This is a genomic window from Oceanobacillus arenosus (assembly GCF_003369575.1).
Lineage (GTDB): Bacteria > Bacillota > Bacilli > Bacillales > Amphibacillaceae > Oceanobacillus > Oceanobacillus arenosus.
Genome location: NZ_PIOC01000028.1, coordinates 77,291 through 98,599, shown reverse-complemented (window position 1 = coordinate 98,599; position 21,309 = coordinate 77,291). Strand labels below are relative to the sequence as shown.

Sequence of the window (21,309 nt, the reverse complement as noted above, 5' to 3'; positions counted from 1 at the left end):
TAACTCGGGATAAACCAAATTTTGGGAAATCCAATATGAGATTTGTCTATCACACGTTTTATTTATAATAGAAAAGATTAGCTGAAAAGTCTATGTAATTGTTATTTATTATTTTGTTTTATATGTTTATATAAACCTTTTCTAAGCTAAAAAATAAAAGGATTGATTAACCCCTCTGGAAAATTGCAATATCGTAAACGAAACTGTCTCTTAACTACACTTCTTTAAAAAATATAAGTAAATTTCAGAAAAATAATGAATATAGGAGGATATTAAATATCCATTGACGAAAGTATTGAATAGACACTATTATGGATTCTTTTACGACTATAGAAATGGAGGAAGGGGTATTTGATGAACAATAGTTTATGTATGATATCTATTAAAGTACAGGATATTGAAAAAGCAAAACAGTTTTATTGCGAGACTCTTAATTTTAAAGTTGAACGAGCGTATGGTGATGAGATTGTTGAATTAAATTTAGATGGATTTCCACTTATTCTCGAAAAAGTCCCGAATCCAAATACATTAGTCTATGAGGAAAATTCACAAGTAGTAATCGGCTTAAAAACAGAAGATATCCAATCTGACATTCTTTATTTAACAGAAAAAGGGGCTAAACTATTATACCATACCCCTCAAGAATGCCCCCCAGGACATTTTACAGTAATTGAAGATCCATTTGGAAACAAGATAGAATTACTGGAATTTGCAGAGTAAAGATAAAACTGTATCAAAGCGCGAAGCCTTTGGTACAGTTTCATTCAAACGAATATTTTTTAGCGAATAACCCCAAACGCTTTAATTGCTCAATCATCTTCTCCTTTTCATTCACATCTAAACCACGCATCATCTCAACCATGAATGCTTGTAGCTTGGGGAAAACCTCTTCCATTAATTCCCTACCTTCATCAGTAATGGCGGCATAAGTAATCCGGCGATCCGTGGGACAGGCTACCCGTTTAACATGCTTCTTCTTCTCCAGTTTGTCGACTACATATGTAATACTACTCGAAGCAATCAGGATTTTTTTGCCTATTTTTTGTATTGGCTGATCTCCTTTATGGTACAACAATTCAAGTACCCCAAACTCTGTGAGGTTTATCCCATAATCTTTTAAACCTTTAAGCAACTTACATTCCATCATATCGATTACTCGAGATAAAACAGCGAATAATTTTAATGACAAATCACTGTCCGTATGTTTGTATGTTTTGTTCATTTTATCTATTCCTTTATATATTTATCCCGAATTAACTGGCTGTAAGACCCCCACTTCAAGAATTCGAGAAAAATCAAGAATTGTAAGTGGGGGATCAACAGCCAGTAAAGTCCCGATTCTGTTCAACTAACATTAAGTGGAGGATGAAGAAAACCCCCACTTAATGAAGTTTCACTTTATCTGAAAGAGACATTAGATATCTCAAATTTATATTAAATCCAATCTATCCAACACTGTACCACATATTAACTGTGAGCAAAAAGGGATTGGCAATAAACCAACCCCTTTCCCTCTGATAGCTCATTAATTATAATGTTCGATCAAAGCATCTTTAATATCATTCGAATCTAAGTATAAGAGATTCTTGAGAAAATAATCTGTGTTTGATAAATCATTCTTCATATCTGCTTGCTGATTAATCCGTTCCATAATCGCATGTTTATATGAATCTGTCTTGATAAGCCACTCCCCAACCAATTCCCTAGTAGCTTCTTTTTCTTTATCATTTTTTAGTGCAAATATATTTTTCTTTTCTGTTTCTTTAATTTTAACCGATTGAAAATCAGGACTCATACTAATCCAGAAATCATTTTCCATCTTATTAAAGTATTTTTGATCTTTCATAAGTAGAAATTCTACCCCTATTCGTACTTCGTAAAAGGGGTTTTCTATTGTTGGAGAATGAACTTCCTTTATTTCTACACTTTGTATATCGTCAACATACATTTCCAATCCATATTTGGTGTTAATTACCTTTGCATCCATAACATTCATTTCAACATCCCCCTTTAATAGAGAAAAGTGCAGCGGGCTTGCCCTCTATCTCTAGACCACAAGATAAAAACTTAATTTAGTCGTTTTAGAAGTGCTGCCCTTTCTTCTTCAAATCCTGGTTTTCCTAGTAACGCAAACATATTCTTCTTATACGCTTCTACCCCAGGTTGGTCAAATGGATTAACCCCCATTAATAATCCACTTATGCCGACCGCCTTTTCGAAGAAGTATACTAATTCTCCAAACGTATATTCATTCAATGAATCTAGTTCAACCACTAGATTTGGTACGCCACCATCCACATGGGCAAGGACTGTACCTTGGAATGCACTTTTATTAACTTCATCCATTGTTTTGCCAGCAAGGAAGTTTAATCCATCGAGATTTGCTGGATCTTCTTTTATTGTTAATTCAGCAATTGGATCCTTTACTTGAATTACTGTTTCGATCAAATCACGACGTCCTTCTTGCACATATTGACCCATAGAATGCAAGTCTGTTGAGAAGTCAACGGAAGCTGGGAATAATCCTTTTTGATCCTTTCCTTCACTTTCGCCGAATAGTTGTTTCCACCATTCAGACACGTAATGAAGAGATGGCTCATAATTAACTAGCAACTCAATTGATTTTCCTTTTCTGTATAGTGCATTTCTAACCGCTGCATATTGATAGCTTTCATTTGTTTGAAGATCTTCATTATTGTATTTCTCAGAAGCTGCACGTGCACCTTCCATCATCTTGTCAATATCCAATCCTGCTGTTGCAATTGGAAGCAGACCTACTGCTGTCAATACAGAGAATCTTCCACCAACACTATCCGGAATAACAAATGTTTCATAGCCCTCTTCGTCTGCCAATTGTTTTAATGCACCTTTTTCCTTATCCGTTGTGATAAAGATACGTTCCTTCATTTCTTCCTTCGAATATTTCTTCTCCATGTATTCACGGAAAATACGGAAAGCAACTGCAGGTTCAGTTGTTGTACCAGATTTCGAAATAACATTAATTGAGAAGTCTTTTCCTTCTAGCAATTCAAGCAGTTGTGTGATATATTTTGAGCTGATATTTTGCCCTGCAAAATAGATTTGTGTGTTTCCAGCAATTTGGTTATAGAACGTATGGGAAAGCGCATCCACTGCCGCTCTTGCTCCAAGATAAGAACCACCAATCCCTATGACAACAAGTGCTTCGGAATTGCTGCGGATTTTTTCTGCAGCTTTCTTAATTCTAGAGAATTCTTCCTTATCATAATCGCTTGGTAAATCAACCCAGCCATGGAAGTCAGATCCTGGCCCTTTATGGTCATGAAGCATATCATGTGCAACCTTTACTTGTTCTGTTAAATTATCAATCTCGCTCTTGTTAAAAAATGACAAAGCATTTGTATAATCAAATGAAATAGACATATTTATCCCCCCATAAGTTATTAAATGTGATCAGCCATACAGCTGATCACATCCTGTAAATTAATGATTTAATTCTTAGTTAACTGCGTTTTTCCAGTCAGCAACAAATTTTTCGATTCCTTGATCTGTTAATGGATGTTTAGTAAGTTGTTCGATTACGGAATATGGAACTGTTGCAATATCTGCTCCTGCCATTGCTACACGAGTTACATGATCAGGATGGCGAACAGATGCGGAAATGATTTGTGCATCCAAGTTGTGAATACGGAATAATTCAGCAATTTTTGCTACAAGTTGTACACCATCTTCAGAGATGTCATCTAAACGTCCAAGGAATGGAGATACGTAAGTTGCACCAGCACGTGCAGCTAAGAGTGCTTGGTTTACTGTAAAAATAAGCGTTACATTAGTTTTTACACCTTTTTTAGATAGGTATCTAGTTGCTTCTAAACCAGCTAATGTCATTGGTACTTTAATTGTAATTTTTTTATCGCCGCCGTTAATTTTAATTAATTCTTCAGCTTGTGCGATCATTTCTTCTGCAGTTTCTGCATCAGGACTTACTTCTGCAGAAACAGATTCTACTTCTGGTACTGCTTGTAAAATTTCTTCAATACGATCTTCAAATTTTACTCCTTCTTTTGCAACTAAAGAAGGGTTCGTAGTTACACCTGATAAAACTCCCAATTTGTAAGCTTTTTTAATGTCCTCTAGATTTGCAGTGTCGATAAAAAATTTCATGATTAAATTCCTCCATTTTTTTAGTTTTGATTCAATTTATAGATAACGCACTATTTTTTATCTACAGCGTGTCCACCAAATTCATTACGAAGCGCTGCGACTACTTTTCCTGTGAATGTATCTTGTTCAGTTGAGCGATAGCGCGATAGCAGCGACATTGCAATGACTGGTGTTGCTGTTTGTAAATCTAGTGCAGTTTCTAACGTCCATTTTCCTTCACCAGAAGAATGCATAATCCCTTGAATACTGTCTAATTTTGCATCTTGTGAGAAGGCATGTTCTGTTAATTCCATTAACCAAGAACGGATAACCGAACCATTATTCCAAACACTTGCAACTTTTTCATAGTCGTAATCAAATTCACTTTTCTCAAGAATTTCAAAACCTTCACCGATTGAAGCCATCATACCATATTCGATACCATTGTGTACCATTTTTAGAAAATGACCGCCACCAGCTTTACCAGTAAAAATGTAGCCCTTCTCTACTGCAGTATCTCGGAAGATTGGTTCAGTGATTGCCCAAGCTTCTTGATCTCCACCGACCATATAGTTTGCGCCGTTTCTTGCGCCTTCCATACCGCCTGAAGTTCCCGCATCCATGAAGGAAACGCCAATTTCGCGCAATTGATGATAACGGCGTATTGATTCTTTATAATGAGAGTTTCCAGCATCGATTACAATATCACCTTGTTCTAACAGTGGAGTAATTTCACCGATTACGGAATCTACAGCACTATGTGGTACCATTACCCAAAGCACTCTAGGCTTTTCTAGTGATTCGAAAAGCTCGTTTAGTTTATTTGTACCTTTTGCACCGTATTTTTCCATCTCTTGTACAGCTTCAGCATTTAAATCATAAGCGACCACTTGATGTTCGTGATCGATTAAGTTTTTACCGATATTTAACCCCATTTTGCCTAATCCAATTAATCCAACTTGCATAATAATTCCCCTTCCAAATTCATTCTTACATTTATAATTTGTTGACCAAACAAACTATTAAAAGTGTTGTCCGGTATAATACAAATCATTTGGTAGATGTCTTAACCTTGTACCACTAATTCTTTTTCTTCTGTTGCTGGTTTGTCTAACCACCATTTAAACCCGTCCTCTTCAAGCATAAGATTTGCTGCATCTGGGCCATTTGATCCTGCGGCATATTTATGCAATGGGATACGGTTTTCTTCAAATGCTTCTAAGATAGGTTGAACCCACTCCCATGCTAGCTCCACTTCATCCCAGTGTGAGAAAAACCTGGAATCTCCACGGAGTGCATCGTAAATTAATAATTCATAGCCATCAGGTACATCCAATTTCTCGGAAGCATAATCGACATTGATAGATTCCATCTTACCATTCGCAGGGTTTTTACTATTTAAAATCAATGAAACAGACTCATTCGGATTAATTTCTATTACGAGCAGGTTAGGATCTTCATCTGAATAGATCTCATTTTCATTCGCTTTAAATTCAACTACGATACGTGTGGATTTTTCCTTCATTTTCTTACCAGTACGGATATAAAAAGGAACACCAGTCCAATCTGGATTATCAATCTGTAACCTTGCTGCGATAAATGTATCGGTTAGGGAGTCTTCTGAAACACCTGGTTCATCTCGATACCCAGGAACATTTTCGTTTTCCCCTATTCCTGAATCATATTGTCCTCTTATCACGTTTTTCTCAATTTCATTCTTCTCTAATGGACGAAGGGATTCTAACACTTTTCGTTTTTCTGCGCGAATCTCGTTTTCACCCGTTTGTTTTGGTGCGTGCATTGCCGTCATCATTAGTATTTGTAGCATATGGTTTTGGAACATATCGCGTAATGCTCCAGCTTGATCATAATAACCAGCCCTTTGTTCTACTCCAACTGTTTCGCTTGCGGTAATTTGAACATTGGCAATGAATTTATTATTCCATAATGCTTGTAAAACTGGATTTGCAAATTCTAATGTTTCAAGATTTCGAACCATCGGCTTACCAAGGTAGTGGTCAATCCGATAAATTTCTTCTTCAGCAAACGCATTGCTTAGATTCTGATTTAAGGATCTTGCAGACTCCAAGTCACGACCAAATGGCTTTTCAATTATTAGACGTTTCCAGCCTTTGGTTGTTCCTAAACCACTATTCTTAACATTCATCGCAATCGTTTCAAAGAACGTTGGTGAGACAGAAAGATAAAATAACCGATTTTCTGGAATATTTAACTCTTTTTCTCTATCCTGTACAAGCTTAAGTAAACTATGAAAATCTTCTTTATTCGCTGCATCTAACTTGCTATATCGAATAAAAGTTAGAAATCTCTCCATTGTCGAGTCATTCTTTGACATACGTCTAGAAAAGGTATGGATTGAATTCTTTACTCGTTCTTTGAAATCTTCATCCGTCATTTGTCCTCTTCCTAAACCAATAATGGAGAATGACTCAGGCAATTTTCCTTCGATGAACAGATTGTATAGCGCCGGGTATATTTTCCGCTTTGCTAAATCCCCTGTTCCCCCAAATAGCACGAAGGTCATCTTATCCATATTATTCCCCCCTAAATTTATCAAAAGCTGAAACCCTATATTCAAATTAAAACTCTAATAAAGAGACGATAAGATTAGTTTTAATTCATATATCTCTAATTAGAGACATATTGACAAAAAAACTCCTTTTAGCATTCTTCCTCAAATCTTAATTATGAAAGTTCCCACCTTCCATCTATTCATTAGCTCCATATTGTCACTAATTTAAGTATCCTTAATTCACTATAAATGTTAGACCTTGTTCACCAATTTGTCAATATATTAAACTCGGAATAGAATCACACTTACCTCGCTGGGGTGAGAGTAGGAATTTAGCTTGTTCCTACTCCTTGAGTTTGTCTATCCCCGATACCTCATACCTAATCCTTTCAAAAAATTCCTTGCATACCGATCACCGCATTTTCGGTAATTACTATGTCCTTCTTTCCTTAATAGTGCGCTTAATTCTCCTTTAGCGATAATAACTCCGGCATCTTTTAGGATGCTCATCATATCTTCGCTTGTTAACGCCAGTGCAATTTTTAACTTTTTCAGCAATACATTATTGACACTGGCATTACTTTTTATCATCATCGGTTGGTTTTCGTTTTGTCCTGGCTTTGGTTCCTGTTTCCCTCTTTTATAGATAATCAGGCCATTCAGATAGGATTCTAGCATGAAATTATCACAAGGTATATGGTCATGATCGATAGCATCCATCGTTCCAAAGCCTTCCTCATAACTGTCTTTTGTTTTAGTGAGAATCTTTTGCACTTCTTCCCTTGTTACGTCAATGCCACCTAGTTTAAAAATTTCTACCATCTCTATATCTTTTAGATCAAGAGCATATCGTAATCGAATTAAAATATCATTATTATTCATATCCATTTTTTTGCCTCCTATTATGAATTATTGCACGGTAGTATAGCGAACACTATTAGTAATCGCTGTAATATATTTCACTATTATAAGATAATGAGGGTTAATCTCACCTTTTGCAAATTATTCCAACTCCCATGTATTGATTATACTTTTTATCTCACATTTGCACTATCCGTTAGATAATACATTATCAAGTGAATTCAAAGTAAATGATTTTCCGCTGTATTGTATATGGAATAAATAAAATCTCGGCACAAGGAAATGATGATAAAGGAAGCGTACACCTACCAATCAATACTTTCGCGATTCGCTTCACGAATCTTAGGAAAGGAGTGGCTCAATTGGCCAATCAGATTCTCACAGTACTCCGTGGTGGCTGGACTTTACTACGTTCTATCGCAGTTATCTTTTCAAGTATTGCAACGATTATTTCAAGTCTTCTCCCTTTATTTATAGATGCTACTATGACATTAGGGGACTTGCTTATGCTATTTGCTCTCCTTGCGATCGCTGCATTTATCATTCACGGAATACTGACACATGCTTTAAATGATTATACAGACTTCCAAACAGGTACAGATGCACATAGTCCAGCTATTTTATCAGGTGGAAGCAGGGTTGTTCAAAAGGGAATGATTTCCTTAAAAGGCCTTCGCCAATTGGGTAAATGGCTAACTATTTTTCTGCTGATCATTGCTGTATTACTCACATTATTCTCTCAGTACAAACTTGCCATACTATTGTTGATTGGCATTTGGTCTGCCACATCTTATTCGCTTCCCCCTTTACGATTAAGCTACCATCCGTTTTTGGGGGAGTGGCTCAGTTTATTTCCTGCTATTCTCTTTCTTGGTTTTGCTGGTCCGTGGATTGTCTTAGATTCCATTCCTTTATGGGCTTTACAAAATGCTGTCATTAACGCCCTCTTTTGTATGGCGTGGGTGATGGTCCATCATATCCCTGATTTGGAGGCAGATAAACGGGCTATACCGATGAAACGAACAAGTGTAGTATGGTTCGTTGATACATTTGGTCTTTATTATGCACGATTTCCTGCGTTAATTTACCTTTTAGTAACTGGACTTTGGGGGCTATGGATAGGATTTGATCGCTTCTGGGCTGCTGCATGCTTATTCCTGACTATCTCAATCGGGGGATTTTTTGTGATGAAAATGAATGTCACGAATTACGAGCAAGTCACCGTTTGTGAAAAAATCTTACTTTTTCTCGCTATGATTACTGCAATCTGCTTGGGGATTTTTGTATGAGACGAAGGGACAGGCATGAAGTGCACCCCAAAATTTAGAGTCAAAAACTAACTTTTGGGGGTCACATCACTTCAGAAATGTTATTTTTTATTACTGCACGGCTTCTAGTACATGCAATAATCGTATAATCCAAACTTATTTCCTCAAGCACACGGATTATTTCCAGCCCTAATTTATTGCTTAGCAGCGATTCATAAACAAATTCCCCATTATGCTTGATTCTTGTTGCACTATCACCCAAAATCCATAAATCCTCAGAGTCAGCACCAAATAGTTCTTCCACACGTTCACACTGCTTCCCTGTAACAGGAGCAAAAACAACATCATTTTCCTTCATTAGCTTTTTTACATCTTAATACTGTTCCCTGTTAAAATCGCCCCTATTATTTAAGAATGTTCCATCCATATCTGTTAACACTAATTTAATCATTTCAATTCCTCCTAAGCTTCTATTTTTTAATTCTAGTAAATACAATCCTTACATTACTGTCGAATTTGACTTCAGCGAAACTTTCTTTTTCAATAAATCATTTAATTTCTCTGAGCTAAGGAGCATTGCAGCTACAAAAACTACAATACAAACTGGGAAAATACCTAACGTTAAATGGGACGCCATAAACCCAAGAAGAGGCGGTATAAACGTAGTGCCAGTGTAAGCAATCGCCATTTGGTAGCCCATGATTGTCTGTGAATGTGTCTTTCCAAAACGTGCTGGTGTTTCATGCAACATACAAGGGAATATTGGTGCTAATCCTAATCCAACAATAATAAAACCTGCGAGTGAGAAAGCCGATGGTAATGGCAAAAATAAAATAACAGCACCCGTTAATGCGATGATTTGCCCTGCCCGGATGAGCGTTTGATTAGTAGTTTTAAAGGTAATAAAGCCGGTTATTAACCTACCAACTGTGATACCGACATAATAAAATGAAACCCAGCCGGCAGCAGTTGCTGCACTTATCCCTTTGACATTAACCAAGAAGCTGCTTCCCCAGAGCCCCACTGTTGCTTCAACACCGCAATAAAATAGGAAAGCCACAAGCGCAAGTTTGACTCCTCTAATTTTTAAAGGCTTGATATCTTTTATATCTTCATCTGGAGTGACTCCTTCTGAATCAGCAATACCTTCACTTACAGACAAATTGCTGTTATTCTTTACTCTCCCCCATAAAGGCAATGTGAGCAGAAGGATAATTACTAACGCAAACTGAATGCATGAAATAACAAGATATCCATTTCTCCACGTATTTTCTCCAGAAATAAAGGAAGCCATAATAATCGGACCAAGACTAGCTCCAACACCCCAAAAACAATGGAGCCAGCTCATATGATGTGCCTTATAATTTGTAGCAACATAATTATTTAATCCGGCATCAACCGCACCCGCCCCTAAACCAAGTGGAATCGCACATACAACTAACCAAAAAATCGATGGGGCAAAATAAAATCCTAATAAAGCACAAGCAGTCATGAGAACGCTAACAAATGTAACATTACCAGTTCCAAACCGTTTAAGTAACCGACCGCTAAGTAAACTGGAGACGATCGTACCGCCAGCAATTGTCATAAACAGGAATCCAGCAGTCTCAAGTGGTGCACCATAGTCTAATTGCATCACTGGCCACGCTGCCCCCAGCAATGAATCAGGTAAACCTAAACTGATAAAAGCTAAATAAATGATAACTAAAAGGAATATTGTCATAGTTTATTAACCTCACCCTACATTTTTTCTATATAATTTTTATATCTACTTATACACCATCATTCATAATCATGAGATCTAGACAGAGCCTTTGTAATCCATACAAATAATCTTGCTTCCATTCACTTACTGTAAGCTCCGGCAGATGTTCTGCTGGAATATATTTTGAACTTTCTATTGCAACTTTACTTAACATCTCTGTTTCTATTTCATCGTTACTAAAAATGACGGTATGAGGATTAATTATTGCTGTACAAGTGGCAACAAACCTGCTAATTGAGTCGATTTGATATTCCACGGACCCTTCCTTAGTACTACTTCTGTTTTCTAATGCCTGCCCAAAATTCTGCTCCTTATATTGAGGGACGAACGAAACCTCTCCAGCGAAAAATGTCTTTCCCCGCACAACATCTCCATTGATCATTAATCCTGCACCAGGTCCATTTTGACCAAAATACATATATATCAGTGATTGATTATCCTTCATTCTATTATGATGGCTAAACCCAAGAACAGCAGCATTGATATCATTTTCTACTACGACAGGGATAGAAAAATAATCCTCATAATACCCTTCTAAATCCAAATCATGAAAATCTTCATATCCAGGTACATAGAAAATTTTACCGTTATCAACCGAACCCGGGACGCCAATTGCGATAGAACAGATTTTTGAAGGAGTCTCAGCCACTATTTCCTCAATAAACTTTGTTAGTAAATTTACTCCACCATCTACTAGTACACTTGGTGTCTCCCCTTGTTCCTTCACTTCTCCTACACAGTTAAAAATTGTATAATTGGTTTCTGTTTTCTCTAAGAAAACAGCAAGACCAAGCATATACTCAGGATTATAGGCATATCTTTTTGCTCTTCTCCCGCCGCTGGATTCATCTAAGCCAACAGAAAAAATTTCTCCCCCCTTCTCCATCTGTGACAGAAACTTACTTATTGTTGGAAAGCTAATGTCTAATTTCTCACTTAGCTCCGCTTTTGTTGCACTTCCAAGTTCCAAAAGAGATTTACGAATGCTGGAAATAATCGCCTTATGCAATGTTTTTGGAGTAGTATCCACAAAGATTATCTCCTTTCAACTAACTTATTAAAGATCTTTAATAAGTTATTACATTGGTAATATACCATACAAAATTACTGAAAACAATTTAGAGGATAAAGTGTTTTCTCTTATTTTGATTAGCCTCGAAAGGAAATCATTAGAAAACTTGGTTGTCACTTATGTAGGTAAGAAAGTCGTGGATTTTAGTTCAGAGGTTCTAGTGAGGGGTATATATTCAGAACTGGTTGTTGTTCTTATTGAACCGGGGCAAAAGGTGAAAAATGATGACCGTTTAGGATAATCTAAGTTCTAGAATTAATTAAAGGACACAAATGCCATCATCCATTTGTGTCCTTGTTGTTCTTATTAACATGTGTTTTTTACTTTATCTTTGCAAAGTTTAAACCCTTAGCGAACCACGGAATCCTCTTGCACCATAGTAAGAGTCCGCACCGTTGTGATACAGGAATACCTGCCCATAGCGATAATCGCAAAAAACAGCTCCGCCGAGTTTTCGAATATTTGCGGGTGTTTGCACCCAGCTCGACGATTTCATATCGAAATCCCCAAGTTTCTGCAGTGCTCGATATTGTTCTTCCGTTAAAAGTTCAATGCCCATGTCAGTTGCCATATCAATCACATTATTATCCGGTTTATGCTTTTTCCTTGACTCGAGCGCTTCCCAATCGTAGCAAACACTTCTGCGGCCTTTAGGGCTTTCCGCTGAGCAATCATAAAAGATGTACTCATCCTTCTCTTTATCATAACCTACAACATCCGGTTCGCCGGCCGTTCTTTCCATTTCATGGAGCGACCACAGCTTTTCAGTATTAATCTCTAGCTTCGCCTGGACTTTAGCCCATTCAAGGTCCTCATGACGGTTCATGTTTATCTCAAAACGGGTTTTCAACGCTTCGAATAATTCTTCTCGTTGATCTAGTGTCAACTCCTTTTTATTGCCCTTTGTCATGTTAATTTCCTCCTTACTGTTTTACTCATCATGGTTTTAGTATGTATAAATATATATTTATTACTATTCATTTAATGGAATGCTCCAGCCAACAATTCAATAGCCTTTTTGCGAATTCCGAGACCTGGCATAAGGAGTACTAACAGGACTTCATCAGCCTTAAATTGATTGATCAACGCATTTAATTGTTCTGTGACACTTTCAATATCGCCTACTATCATTCGAGATCGATTCGCTTCGATGATCTCCTTCTCTGCTTTCGTATATGGATATTGCCTAGCAGTTTCCACTGATGGAAACTCCCTCAAATCGCTGAAATTATTCTTCGCGCCGAGTAGCCACAGGTCTAATGCTTCAGCGTAAGCTTCTGCCTGCTCATTCGTTTCAGCAGCAACAACAAACGGGGCAATTGACACTTTAGGCGCTGCCATGAAAGGTGAAGGCTGAAATTCATTACGATACGTCTTTGCAGCCTGGATGCCAATGGTTAATTTATCAGCTCCTGCATGCGGGAATAATCCAAATGTATAGCCAATCCCAAATTTAGCAGCCATTTTAGCATTTCTGACACTCGTTGATAACACCCACATCTGTGGGAAGGTTGAAATAACGGGGTTAGCAGTTATCCCGGAGAAACGATGGGTTTCATCTGCCTGGTCGCTCAAATACCTTGTTAAATCATCAATACTCTGCTCGTAATTGATTTTACCCTTTTTCAATTCATTCAGCGTCCGATTCACAATCGCCGTTCCTACTGTATTGCCTATTCCTAAATCAATTCGATTTGGATGAAATGCTTCGAGAATCCGGAAATTTTCAGCTACTTTATACGGACTGTAATGTGGAAGCATCACCCCACCAGAACCGAGGCGAATCCGCTCCGTTGCATCTGCTAAACGCATCATAATCAGTTCTGGTGAACTGCTCGCAAAAGCAGGCACGTTATGGTGTTCAGTCATCCAAAACCGTTCATAGCCTAATGCTTCTGCTAATTGCGCCAGCTGAACTGTATTCTGCAAAGCTTGCTGAGCACTTCCGCCTTCATCAATTTGGGCGTAATCTAATATCCCTAATTTAACCAATCTAATCCTTCTTTCTACATCTCTCGGTGCTTATGCCTTTTCGCTTAAAATAAAGCGAATGAATTCTTCTTTCGTCAGATTTCCGAAATAGTTCGTTAAATCGAGCAGCTCTAATGCGTTTATCAGATCTGATTTTCTTAATCGCACTCCGACTAAAGCTTTTTCAATATCTTTTACATCTTTTGTTCCGAAGAAGTCACCAGTAATCTGGATGACAGCAATCTTAGCATGCTCAATCGATAAGCCGACACTGACCGTTCCAATTGGGAAGCGTTCTGTTAAATGGTATTCGAACTGATGAAAACGACCATAGTTCCAGTCCCAATTATTGTATTTTTCAGTGGCAATTTTATCTACGCCTGCCCAATCTTCTGGCGTCAATTCATAATGCTTCGCTTCACGACTGTCTTCAATTTCAAGTAACTGGCAAATCATATAATCCGAAAATTCCCAGACTGTCATGTCTTGGTATTTTGGCGCTAAATGTGGACGGATGGCTCCTACTCGACTGCGGACAGACCTGATCCCATGTGATTTAATTTTCTTCTGATTTGGATTCAAAACGGCCACCATTGCTTCATAATTTGGATCTAATAATAACGAATACCCAGCATAAACGCGACCCTTCTGTAAAGTCATCGCTGCACCGGAAACTTTCTTTCCATCTAAAACTAGATCATTCCGCCCTTTTTGTTCCAGGTTTTTTACACCTAATTTTTCAAGTGCTTTGATGGCTGGTTCATACAAACGTGCATAATTCCCATAGATGTCATTATTGCCATCGAATAAGAAGCAGAAACTCATATTGCGATCATCGAGATAGATTGCACCGCCACCTGTTTCCCTGCGAATGATTTTAATATCATGTTCATCCATATACGGCTGATTGACTTCCTCATATGCATTTTGGAATTTTCCAATTTGAACAGCCGGCTGCATCATGTACGCGAATAAGACATCGTCATCTAAAAAGATATTGTCTTTCACATATACTTGTAAAGCCATCGCCATTCCTGGATCATAAATCCATTCTCCATCACGCTTCGATTCAATTAAATACAATTTGCAACCCCCATTATTTACTTGGTAGTCAAGAAAGTATAAAATATTTCTTACTACATAAGTGCAACTAAGGCTGTCACCGAAAGGCTTAGGATTTACCTTAGTTTTCTAATTACTTGCATCATGTAATACTTCAGCAATATCCTCATCAATCCTTACTGTTTGCGGACGAACGGCATGTGGGATGAAGTAATCTTTTTGATTCATCGTTACATACAACGCTTTCTCGTTTCCATCCGTCATTTGCTGGAATGGCTGTTTAATAAATTGTGGGGTTGTATGTCCCACACCTATTTCCAGAAACAGCACTTTTTTATCTTTATTATCTTTTAGGAAGCTTTCATAACGGTCTTTCTGTTCATGGAAATGACCATCCTCGACCATTCCTTTTTCTTCATTACGTTTGTTGACTTCCAAACTGGCTCCACATTTCGGACAATGAGGAACTAAACTTGCAGGTACCTTCATATCCGATTGTTCATTGACCATTTGGCGAATTAAGGCTTCATCATGATATGTCTGTTGGTGACAGTGCTCGGAGCATTGCCATAACCCGTATTCTCCTTGGATGCGGAACACTTTATCCATATCGAACTCCGCTGCATAAAACGCATTATCGGCATTTGTTGTAATAACATGATAATTTTTACCTATCACCAGACGTCGCAAATCAACATATGCCTCTCCTACTGGCTGGTCAAAGAAATTCAGCAAACTGAATCGACTTTGAAAAGCCCAATATTCTTGCTCATCTTCAAAATCAAATAGACTTGCTTGTAACATATCAAATAAACGATACTTCGCAACAAAATCAGGAAAGGCGTCCGTAAATCGTTTTCCTACATATGTAAAGCCAGTTGCTGCAGACATCCCTGCACCAATACCGATAACAATTGCCTCAGCTTCCTCTATTAGTTGGTTTAATAAATCGGCTTGTGACAAGGATGCTCCGACTGTTAGTGTTTTCCAATGATTTTCAAGCTGCTGCATAATAATCTCCTATTCTTTCCCCGCTAATAAGGGCTGATAAATTTGTAAATCCTCATCCTTAAACACATTAAAGATAACTTGAAGCGTCGACCCAGTATCTCTTATATATTTTTTCACCGTTTGAATCGCAATCTCAGCTGCACGTTGATTAGGAAAATTAAATTCGCCTGTTGAAATGCAGCAAAAAGCAATCGTGTTTAATTGATATTGATTCGCCAAGGCTAGACAAGAATTATAGGACGAAGCAAGCATTTGCTCTTTTAAAGGTGAGACACCACGTTCCTCGATAAATGGTCCAACCGTATGTATTACATAATTTGCCGGTAAATTATATGCATTGGTAATTTTCGCTTTCCCAACCGGCTCCTTGCGACCTTGAGCTTTTATTAGCGCATCACATTCTAAGCGCAACTGTACACCTGCACGGGTATGAATAATATTGTCGATACATTGATGATTTGCCAGCGTGCAGCCCAGCATCTTGCTATTGGCCGCATTAACTATTGCATCCACTGCCAGACTTGTAATATCACCTTGCCATAAATATAGCTGAGGATGAACAGCTTCTAATTCCTGTAAGGTGGTTATATGTCGTTCATTATTCCACTGTGTTAAGAAGGCATCTTGAACCTTAATAAACTGTTCTGAGACAGGTTCAGGCTGCCGGATATTACATAGTCCTCGAAACAGCGCTATTTTACCTTCCGCGGTATTTGTTTTATCCAGCCTTATTTCTTTGTTAGCATGTGGATTCTCGCTCAATAAATATTCAATTAGATAATCCAATTTAGCTTCTTGATCCATATGCTGCTCCTTCAAAATTATTTTTTAGAAAAGACCAGTCGCACTTATGTATTAAGAAATAGACCTATTATTACTGCTAATCAGCACACTGATTATAATAAAGAATAGGTCTATCAAGGGATTTATCCCAAATCAACTGGCTGTAAGACCCTTAGCGAAAAGAATTCGAGAAAAAGCAAGAATTGTAAGTGTGGGATTAACAGAAAGTCAAAATCCCGATTCTGTTCAACTAACATTAAGCTTCTTCGAGTTGATTAAATGCTGCTTCATCGACGTCCGTTAATTTAACTACCCAATTTTCTTCAGCTTTAGCTGAGTTTAGCAATGTTGGTTCACTTACTGCTGCTGTGTTGCGCTCAACAATTTTACCAGCTAATGGAGAATCCAGTTCAAAAACAGTTTTTGATGCTTCTAAGCTTAAAATCGCATCATCCGCTTTAAGTGTTTCTCCATCTGTGTATTCTACAAATCCAACTGTACCAATATCATCTTGCAATTCTGGTGTCATACTTAGCGTATAAACATCATCATTTTTTTCTATAAATAAGAAATTCGCTCTTTTTTTCATTATTATTCCTTCTTTCCAATATAAATTTCATCATATGATATACTTAGTATATCATGTATTAGCAAGCCCTCAAGTAGAGTGCCTTAAATTTTAAAAAATTATTTGAATAATGATGCTATTTAAATGAGCAAACTATTGGTACAGGGAGAAAAACTGTACTTATTTGATACTCCATGTTCGAGGTGACAGTTTTATTCATTTGCAAATATTACGCGACGGAGGGAATTGAAAACAACACATATGAATATAACAAAGCAATATAAACCGATGTTTGAGACAATCACTCTTCCAAATGGAACTGAATTGGATAATCGCTTTGTCCTGTCCCCTATGATTACCAATTCTTCAACAAGTGAAGGGTATGTTACTGGGGAAGATTTGGCCTATGCAGCACGACGCGCTTGTTCTGCACCGCTGCAAATTACAGGCGCTGCCTATATTGAGGAATATGGGCAACTGTTTGAATATGGCTTTAGTATCGATGATGATCGCAGCATTGAAGGACTCAAACAGCTTGCACAAGCGATGAAAAAAGATGGTGCCAAAGCAATTATTCAATTAACGCACGCAGGTCGTTTCTCCAAAATATCACTCAAGGATTTTGGTGTCGTGTATGGTCCGAGTAAAATGAACTTGAAAACTCCGGTTGAACATACCGTATTACCGATGTCTAAGCGTAAAATTCAGCATGTCATCACACAATATGCTGATGCAACTCGCCGGGCGATTAAAGCCGGCTTTGATGGGGTTGAAATTTCAAGTGCCCAGCGCTTATTAATTCAAACATTCTTATCCACCTTTTCAAACGAACGTAACGATGAATATGGCGCCGGGAATATTGAAAATCGCTCACGCTTCGGTATTGAAGTAATGGAAGCTGTCCAGAAAGTGATTGATGAAGAAGCACCAGACGACTTTATCCTAGGGTTTAGGGGTACACCCGAAGAAACCCGCGGTGAGAAAATCGGCTACAGTGCAGAAGACTTCTTTTATTTCATGGACCGGATCATAGAAGTAGCAAATATCCAATATTTAGCTACTGCTAGTTGGGGAAAGAATATATACAAACAAACGATTCGCCAAGGTAAATATAAAGGTGAATTCATGAACCAAGTCGTATACGAACATATCGCTGGCCGTATTCCCGTAATGGCTACTGGCGGCATCAACTCGCCAGAAAAAGTACTGGAAGCTTTCCAATTCTCTGATATGGTCGGCATGTCAACACCGTTTGTTACGGAACCTGACTTTGTTATCAAATTAAAAGACGGCCGGGAAGATGAGATTAACTTGGGCTTCTCTTCAGAGGAGCTAGCCGATTTAGCAATTCCCGAAAGAGCTTTTAAAGACATTGTTGAATTAATGGATATCGGCGGTTCGCTTTCAGACGAATCCCGTCGTGAATTTCGTAAATTATATAAATAGTGTTTGATGATCATTGGAAAACACTAATCCTTAGTAAAAGTAGGGATTAGTGTTTTTTCAATATGTTACGGAGTCAACCCAGCGGAATTTATAATTGGTATATTCCTATGAAAACTATTAGATCTCTTCCCTTATCCGTTCTTAGGCATTGATTTTTCCAAGGATAATTTTAGAAAATCAATAAATACGAGAAGTTCTTCAGGTAAAAATACATCGTTCCGCTTCACCAATCCCAATTGAATCTGATCACTTTCTTCCAATAGAACAGCGATAATACTGGATATTCATGTAATTTTCACGATACAGCCTGTCCCCAGATTATATCTATTTGTATTAGATGGAAGATTATTCATAGTTTAATTTTACGTTTTGGATAAATCGTTCTAAAATAAGTAGAGTAAGCAACTGATGATGAGAGGAAGAACAACATGATAAGGGAAGCAACACCGAAAGACTTAATGGACATTTTGAAAATATATAATGATGCGATTATCAATACAACTGCTGTTTATTCATATAAACCGCAAACACTTGAAAATAGACAATCATGGTATGAACAAAAGATGGCGGAAGATAATCCAATATTAGTATGTGAACTTGATAATAAAGTCGTTGGATTTGCTACATACGGTCCATTTAGACCATGGCCGGCTTATAAATATTCAATTGAACATTCTGTTTATGTAGATAGGGAGTACAGAAAAAGAGGAATTGCGTCCTCTTTAATAAAAGAATTGATTACTGTTGCTAAGGAAAGAGAGTATAAGACCTTTATTGCTGGAATTGATGCAGCAAACGAAAAAAGCATTGCCCTGCATAAAAGTTTGGGTTTTGTTCATGCAGGCACAATAGAGAAGGCTGGTTTTAAGTTCAACCGATGGCTGGACTTAGCATTTTATCAATTAGAGCTTAATGGGCCGAAGAACCCTACGGAAGAATAGAAATCATCGTAAGGTTAGTGAAAGAAGCTAAGATAATCGAAAATAAGAGCAGCCCCACTGCTCTTACCACTATTCTGTTATTAAGTTATTTCCTAAAATCTCCGCTTTCCCCTCATTGTTACGTTCAGAATCGTATCAAGTTTGCTTTAAAACACAAACCTGACAGCAGCCATACTCACTATTCCTACAATCACCGTAATGGACAAGCTTCTTGTAAATAAAGCTATAATCAGTGTTGGTATAATTGCAATAAGAACGCGCCAATCAATGGATAACAATGATTCATCCTGGATAATAAAACTATCAACGATAAGCGCAGTAAAAATGCAAATTGGGATAAATGAGAGCCATTTGATCACAATAGCTGGGAGTTTAATATTTCTTATAACGATAAATGGGATAACCCTCGGAATAAACGTGACAAGAGCACAGCCTGAAATGATAAATAACATTGATAAATTAAGACTCATTTGTCTTTCACAACCCCAATCGTTGCAACTATCATGGTTGATAATAGAATTGCTATGTAAGAAGGCAGAAACATACAAAGGATTAACATCAAAATAACTACATAAACAATCAATGTTAGATAAAATTTTAATTTACTATGCGCTATATTCTCTAATTGCAACACAAGCAATGCCAAAAACATTGCGGTTAAAGAAAAATCTAGTCCAAGTACTTCCGGGTTTGAAATCCATTTGCCAAAGATTGCACCCAATATACAAGATAAATTCCAAAAAATATATGCTGTTACATTCAACCCATTCATCCAACTGGCATTAAATGTTTCCTTTTTGGCAATTTTATTTGCAGTAACACCAAATGACTCATCTGTTACAAGCGCCCCTATCCCAATATTTTTCATTAAAGGATATTTTGTGAAGTACGGAGCCAATGTCATGCTTAATAAAAAATTCCGTAAATTTACAATAAAAGTTGTAAATATAATAACGGAAATAGGACTTCCGGCTACCAGCAATGCACAAATAATAAATTGAGCCGCACCAGCATAGACTAATGCCGATAATAGCGCAATTTCTAATATGCTTAGATTGGATGATGCCCCAACAATCCCCATGGCAATTCCAATACTGATGTAGCCAATTAAAGTAGGTACACAATCTTTTGCTCCTTGAGAGAATGTCGTAAGATCTTCTTCCCTATTTATTTCTTTTGCTAATCCATACATAATTGCACCACCTTCTGTATGTTATATTGTATAAACATATGTTATAATGAACACAAAAAAGAGTCAAGGAGATTTATTATGGAATTTATTCAAGAAGTAATCGCGAATAATCTTGCCAAAATGAGAAAAAACCGAGGATTGAGTCTAGATAGCGTTTCAGAGCTGACAGGGGTTAGTAAAGCAATGCTGGCACAAATTGAAAATGGCAAATCAAATCCAACAGTCACCACTCTTTGGAAAATCGCAAATGGGCTGCAAGTATCTTTTTCGGCTTTTTTAAGGGAACCGGAGAGGCCAAAAATTAAAAAGATCAAGATGAATGAGCTTAACCCAGTAGTTGATAATGATGGAAATTATCTTGTATATTCGCTCTTCCCGTTTCATCCCGAAAAAAAGTTTGAAGTTTTTACTGTAGATCTAAAGCCAGGTTTTAATCATATATCCGAAAAGCATACCGGTGTGGAATATGTACTAATGAAACAAGGCACACTTACCCTTTTTATCCAAGAGGAAAAGTTTGAATTAAATACTGACGAAACGATTAAATTCCATGCAAATACGGAACATATTTATATAAACGATTCAAACGAACTTGTTAGATTTTATATTATTATCTTTTATCCTGATGAAAAATAAGGCAAAACTTGATACAAATAATTAAGATTCCTTTACTAATTATGGCATAATTAAAAACGTAATAAAAAACTACGATCA

General features: G+C 37.3%; 22 protein-coding genes and 1 pseudogene. 5 read left to right on the top strand and 18 right to left on the bottom strand.

Annotation, left to right across the window (positions count from 1 at the left end):
- Positions 1-354: 354 nt before the first annotated feature.
- The gene (locus CWR48_RS18075) at positions 355-720 is read left to right on the top strand and encodes a VOC family protein (protein ID WP_170140805.1); all 366 of its coding nucleotides are present in this window, start codon (positions 355-357) and stop codon (positions 718-720) included.
- Between the two features lie 40 nt (positions 721-760).
- Here CWR48_RS18075 and CWR48_RS18070 read toward each other — a convergent pair whose 3' ends face one another.
- From CWR48_RS18070 to CWR48_RS18040, 7 genes are all read right to left on the bottom strand, one after another.
- A complete protein-coding gene (locus CWR48_RS18070) occupies positions 761-1,222 on the bottom strand; it encodes a MarR family winged helix-turn-helix transcriptional regulator (RefSeq protein ID WP_115774713.1) in 462 nt (153 codons plus the stop codon).
- Between the two features lie 303 nt (positions 1,223-1,525).
- Positions 1,526-1,996: a hypothetical protein gene (locus tag CWR48_RS18065; protein ID WP_115774712.1), complete on the bottom strand. Its 471-nt coding sequence runs from the start codon at positions 1,994-1,996 to the stop codon at positions 1,526-1,528.
- A gap of 71 nt (positions 1,997-2,067) precedes the next feature.
- The gene (locus CWR48_RS18060) at positions 2,068-3,402 is read right to left on the bottom strand and encodes a glucose-6-phosphate isomerase (protein ID WP_115774711.1); all 1,335 of its coding nucleotides are present in this window, start codon (positions 3,400-3,402) and stop codon (positions 2,068-2,070) included.
- 75 nt (positions 3,403-3,477) lie between these two features.
- Positions 3,478-4,143 carry a fructose-6-phosphate aldolase gene (gene fsa, locus CWR48_RS18055; protein WP_115774710.1) on the bottom strand — a complete coding sequence of 222 codons (666 nt, stop codon included), beginning with the start codon at positions 4,141-4,143 and terminating at the stop codon, positions 3,478-3,480.
- 50 nt (positions 4,144-4,193) lie between these two features.
- Positions 4,194-5,087, bottom strand: coding sequence for a phosphogluconate dehydrogenase (NAD(+)-dependent, decarboxylating) (gnd, locus tag CWR48_RS18050; RefSeq protein WP_115774709.1), 894 nt, complete (start codon positions 5,085-5,087; stop codon positions 4,194-4,196).
- A gap of 101 nt (positions 5,088-5,188) precedes the next feature.
- Complete coding sequence (gene zwf, locus CWR48_RS18045) at positions 5,189-6,676, bottom strand: glucose-6-phosphate dehydrogenase (protein WP_115774708.1); 1,488 nt, start codon at positions 6,674-6,676, stop codon at positions 5,189-5,191.
- A 339-nt stretch (positions 6,677-7,015) separates the two neighbouring features.
- On the bottom strand, positions 7,016-7,543 hold the full coding sequence (locus CWR48_RS18040; protein WP_115774707.1) for a YehS family protein: 528 nt from the start codon (positions 7,541-7,543) through the stop codon (positions 7,016-7,018).
- A 335-nt stretch (positions 7,544-7,878) separates the two neighbouring features.
- On the opposite strand from CWR48_RS18040, the gene CWR48_RS18035 reads away from it, so the two are divergent.
- On the top strand, positions 7,879-8,805 hold the full coding sequence (locus CWR48_RS18035) for a prenyltransferase (RefSeq protein WP_245976858.1): 927 nt from the start codon (positions 7,879-7,881) through the stop codon (positions 8,803-8,805).
- A gap of 70 nt (positions 8,806-8,875) precedes the next feature.
- Here CWR48_RS18035 and CWR48_RS18030 read toward each other — a convergent pair.
- The 9 genes and pseudogenes from CWR48_RS18030 to CWR48_RS17985 form a co-directional block, all read right to left on the bottom strand.
- Positions 8,876-9,235, bottom strand: a pseudogene (locus tag CWR48_RS18030) (HAD family hydrolase); the annotation flags it as partial.
- Between the two features lie 48 nt (positions 9,236-9,283).
- On the bottom strand, positions 9,284-10,507 hold the full coding sequence (locus CWR48_RS18025) for an MFS transporter (RefSeq protein WP_115774705.1): 1,224 nt from the start codon (positions 10,505-10,507) through the stop codon (positions 9,284-9,286).
- Between the two features lie 49 nt (positions 10,508-10,556).
- Positions 10,557-11,579 carry an ROK family transcriptional regulator gene (locus CWR48_RS18020; protein WP_115774704.1) on the bottom strand — a complete coding sequence of 341 codons (1,023 nt, stop codon included), beginning with the start codon at positions 11,577-11,579 and terminating at the stop codon, positions 10,557-10,559.
- 382 nt (positions 11,580-11,961) lie between these two features.
- Positions 11,962-12,531 carry a DUF4256 domain-containing protein gene (locus CWR48_RS18010; protein WP_115774702.1) on the bottom strand — a complete coding sequence of 190 codons (570 nt, stop codon included), beginning with the start codon at positions 12,529-12,531 and terminating at the stop codon, positions 11,962-11,964.
- A 71-nt stretch (positions 12,532-12,602) separates the two neighbouring features.
- Positions 12,603-13,613 (bottom strand): LLM class flavin-dependent oxidoreductase, encoded by a 1,011-nt coding sequence (locus CWR48_RS18005; RefSeq protein WP_115774701.1) that lies wholly within the window; start codon positions 13,611-13,613, stop codon positions 12,603-12,605.
- 30 nt (positions 13,614-13,643) lie between these two features.
- Positions 13,644-14,675 carry a lipoate--protein ligase gene (gene lplA / locus CWR48_RS18000; protein WP_115774700.1) on the bottom strand — a complete coding sequence of 344 codons (1,032 nt, stop codon included), beginning with the start codon at positions 14,673-14,675 and terminating at the stop codon, positions 13,644-13,646.
- A gap of 108 nt (positions 14,676-14,783) precedes the next feature.
- Positions 14,784-15,665, bottom strand: a complete 882-nt coding sequence (locus tag CWR48_RS17995; RefSeq protein WP_115774699.1) for an SIR2 family NAD-dependent protein deacylase — start codon at positions 15,663-15,665, stop codon at positions 14,784-14,786.
- A 9-nt stretch (positions 15,666-15,674) separates the two neighbouring features.
- A complete protein-coding gene (locus CWR48_RS17990) occupies positions 15,675-16,469 on the bottom strand; it encodes a protein-ADP-ribose hydrolase (protein WP_115774698.1) in 795 nt (264 codons plus the stop codon).
- Positions 16,470-16,704: 235 nt separating this feature from the next.
- Entirely contained in the window at positions 16,705-17,037 is a 333-nt protein-coding gene (locus CWR48_RS17985; protein WP_115774697.1) for a glycine cleavage system H family protein, read from the bottom strand.
- A 240-nt stretch (positions 17,038-17,277) separates the two neighbouring features.
- Between CWR48_RS17985 and CWR48_RS17980 the strand changes: the two genes are divergently transcribed.
- On the top strand, positions 17,278-18,462 hold the full coding sequence (locus CWR48_RS17980) for an NADH-dependent flavin oxidoreductase (protein ID WP_115774778.1): 1,185 nt from the start codon (positions 17,278-17,280) through the stop codon (positions 18,460-18,462).
- A gap of 428 nt (positions 18,463-18,890) precedes the next feature.
- Positions 18,891-19,403, top strand: coding sequence for a GNAT family N-acetyltransferase (locus CWR48_RS17975; protein WP_115774696.1), 513 nt, complete (start codon positions 18,891-18,893; stop codon positions 19,401-19,403).
- Positions 19,404-19,549: 146 nt separating this feature from the next.
- Here the strand turns inward: CWR48_RS17975 and CWR48_RS17970 are convergent, their stop codons facing one another.
- Together CWR48_RS17970 and CWR48_RS17965 are read right to left on the bottom strand one after the other, a co-directional pair.
- Positions 19,550-19,873, bottom strand: a complete 324-nt coding sequence (locus tag CWR48_RS17970; protein ID WP_115774695.1) for an AzlD domain-containing protein — start codon at positions 19,871-19,873, stop codon at positions 19,550-19,552.
- Positions 19,870-20,595, bottom strand: coding sequence for an AzlC family ABC transporter permease (locus CWR48_RS17965; RefSeq protein ID WP_115774694.1), 726 nt, complete (start codon positions 20,593-20,595; stop codon positions 19,870-19,872). Before CWR48_RS17965 ends, CWR48_RS17970 begins: the two co-directional genes overlap by 4 nt.
- Positions 20,596-20,673: 78 nt before the next feature.
- On the opposite strand from CWR48_RS17965, the gene CWR48_RS17960 reads away from it, so the two are divergent.
- Positions 20,674-21,231: a helix-turn-helix domain-containing protein gene (locus tag CWR48_RS17960; RefSeq protein ID WP_115774693.1), complete on the top strand. Its 558-nt coding sequence runs from the start codon at positions 20,674-20,676 to the stop codon at positions 21,229-21,231.
- The last annotated feature ends 78 nt before the right edge of the window (positions 21,232-21,309 follow it).

What these genes read in the sequence shown, in the direction of transcription:
- CWR48_RS18075 (WP_170140805.1), top strand. Translation starts at nt 355, where the DNA reads ATGAACAATAGTTTATGTATGATATCTATTAAAGTACAGGATATTGAA.
- CWR48_RS18070 (WP_115774713.1), bottom strand. Translation starts at nt 1,222, where the DNA reads ATGAACAAAACATACAAACATACGGACAGTGATTTGTCATTAAAATTA.
- CWR48_RS18065 (WP_115774712.1), bottom strand. Translation starts at nt 1,996, where the DNA reads ATGAATGTTATGGATGCAAAGGTAATTAACACCAAATATGGATTGGAA.
- CWR48_RS18060 (WP_115774711.1), bottom strand. Translation starts at nt 3,402, where the DNA reads ATGTCTATTTCATTTGATTATACAAATGCTTTGTCATTTTTTAACAAG.
- fsa (WP_115774710.1), bottom strand. Translation starts at nt 4,143, where the DNA reads ATGAAATTTTTTATCGACACTGCAAATCTAGAGGACATTAAAAAAGCT.
- gnd (WP_115774709.1), bottom strand. Translation starts at nt 5,087, where the DNA reads ATGCAAGTTGGATTAATTGGATTAGGCAAAATGGGGTTAAATATCGGT.
- zwf (WP_115774708.1), bottom strand. Translation starts at nt 6,676, where the DNA reads ATGGATAAGATGACCTTCGTGCTATTTGGGGGAACAGGGGATTTAGCA.
- CWR48_RS18040 (WP_115774707.1), bottom strand. Translation starts at nt 7,543, where the DNA reads ATGGATATGAATAATAATGATATTTTAATTCGATTACGATATGCTCTT.
- CWR48_RS18025 (WP_115774705.1), bottom strand. Translation starts at nt 10,507, where the DNA reads ATGACAATATTCCTTTTAGTTATCATTTATTTAGCTTTTATCAGTTTA.
- CWR48_RS18010 (WP_115774702.1), bottom strand. Translation starts at nt 12,531, where the DNA reads ATGACAAAGGGCAATAAAAAGGAGTTGACACTAGATCAACGAGAAGAA.
- CWR48_RS17995 (WP_115774699.1), bottom strand. Translation starts at nt 15,665, where the DNA reads ATGCAGCAGCTTGAAAATCATTGGAAAACACTAACAGTCGGAGCATCC.
- CWR48_RS17990 (WP_115774698.1), bottom strand. Translation starts at nt 16,469, where the DNA reads ATGGATCAAGAAGCTAAATTGGATTATCTAATTGAATATTTATTGAGC.
- CWR48_RS17985 (WP_115774697.1), bottom strand. Translation starts at nt 17,037, where the DNA reads ATGAAAAAAAGAGCGAATTTCTTATTTATAGAAAAAAATGATGATGTT.
- CWR48_RS17980 (WP_115774778.1), top strand. Translation starts at nt 17,278, where the DNA reads ATGAATATAACAAAGCAATATAAACCGATGTTTGAGACAATCACTCTT.
- CWR48_RS17975 (WP_115774696.1), top strand. Translation starts at nt 18,891, where the DNA reads ATGATAAGGGAAGCAACACCGAAAGACTTAATGGACATTTTGAAAATA.
- CWR48_RS17970 (WP_115774695.1), bottom strand. Translation starts at nt 19,873, where the DNA reads ATGAGTCTTAATTTATCAATGTTATTTATCATTTCAGGCTGTGCTCTT.
- CWR48_RS17965 (WP_115774694.1), bottom strand. Translation starts at nt 20,595, where the DNA reads ATGTATGGATTAGCAAAAGAAATAAATAGGGAAGAAGATCTTACGACA.
- CWR48_RS17960 (WP_115774693.1), top strand. Translation starts at nt 20,674, where the DNA reads ATGGAATTTATTCAAGAAGTAATCGCGAATAATCTTGCCAAAATGAGA.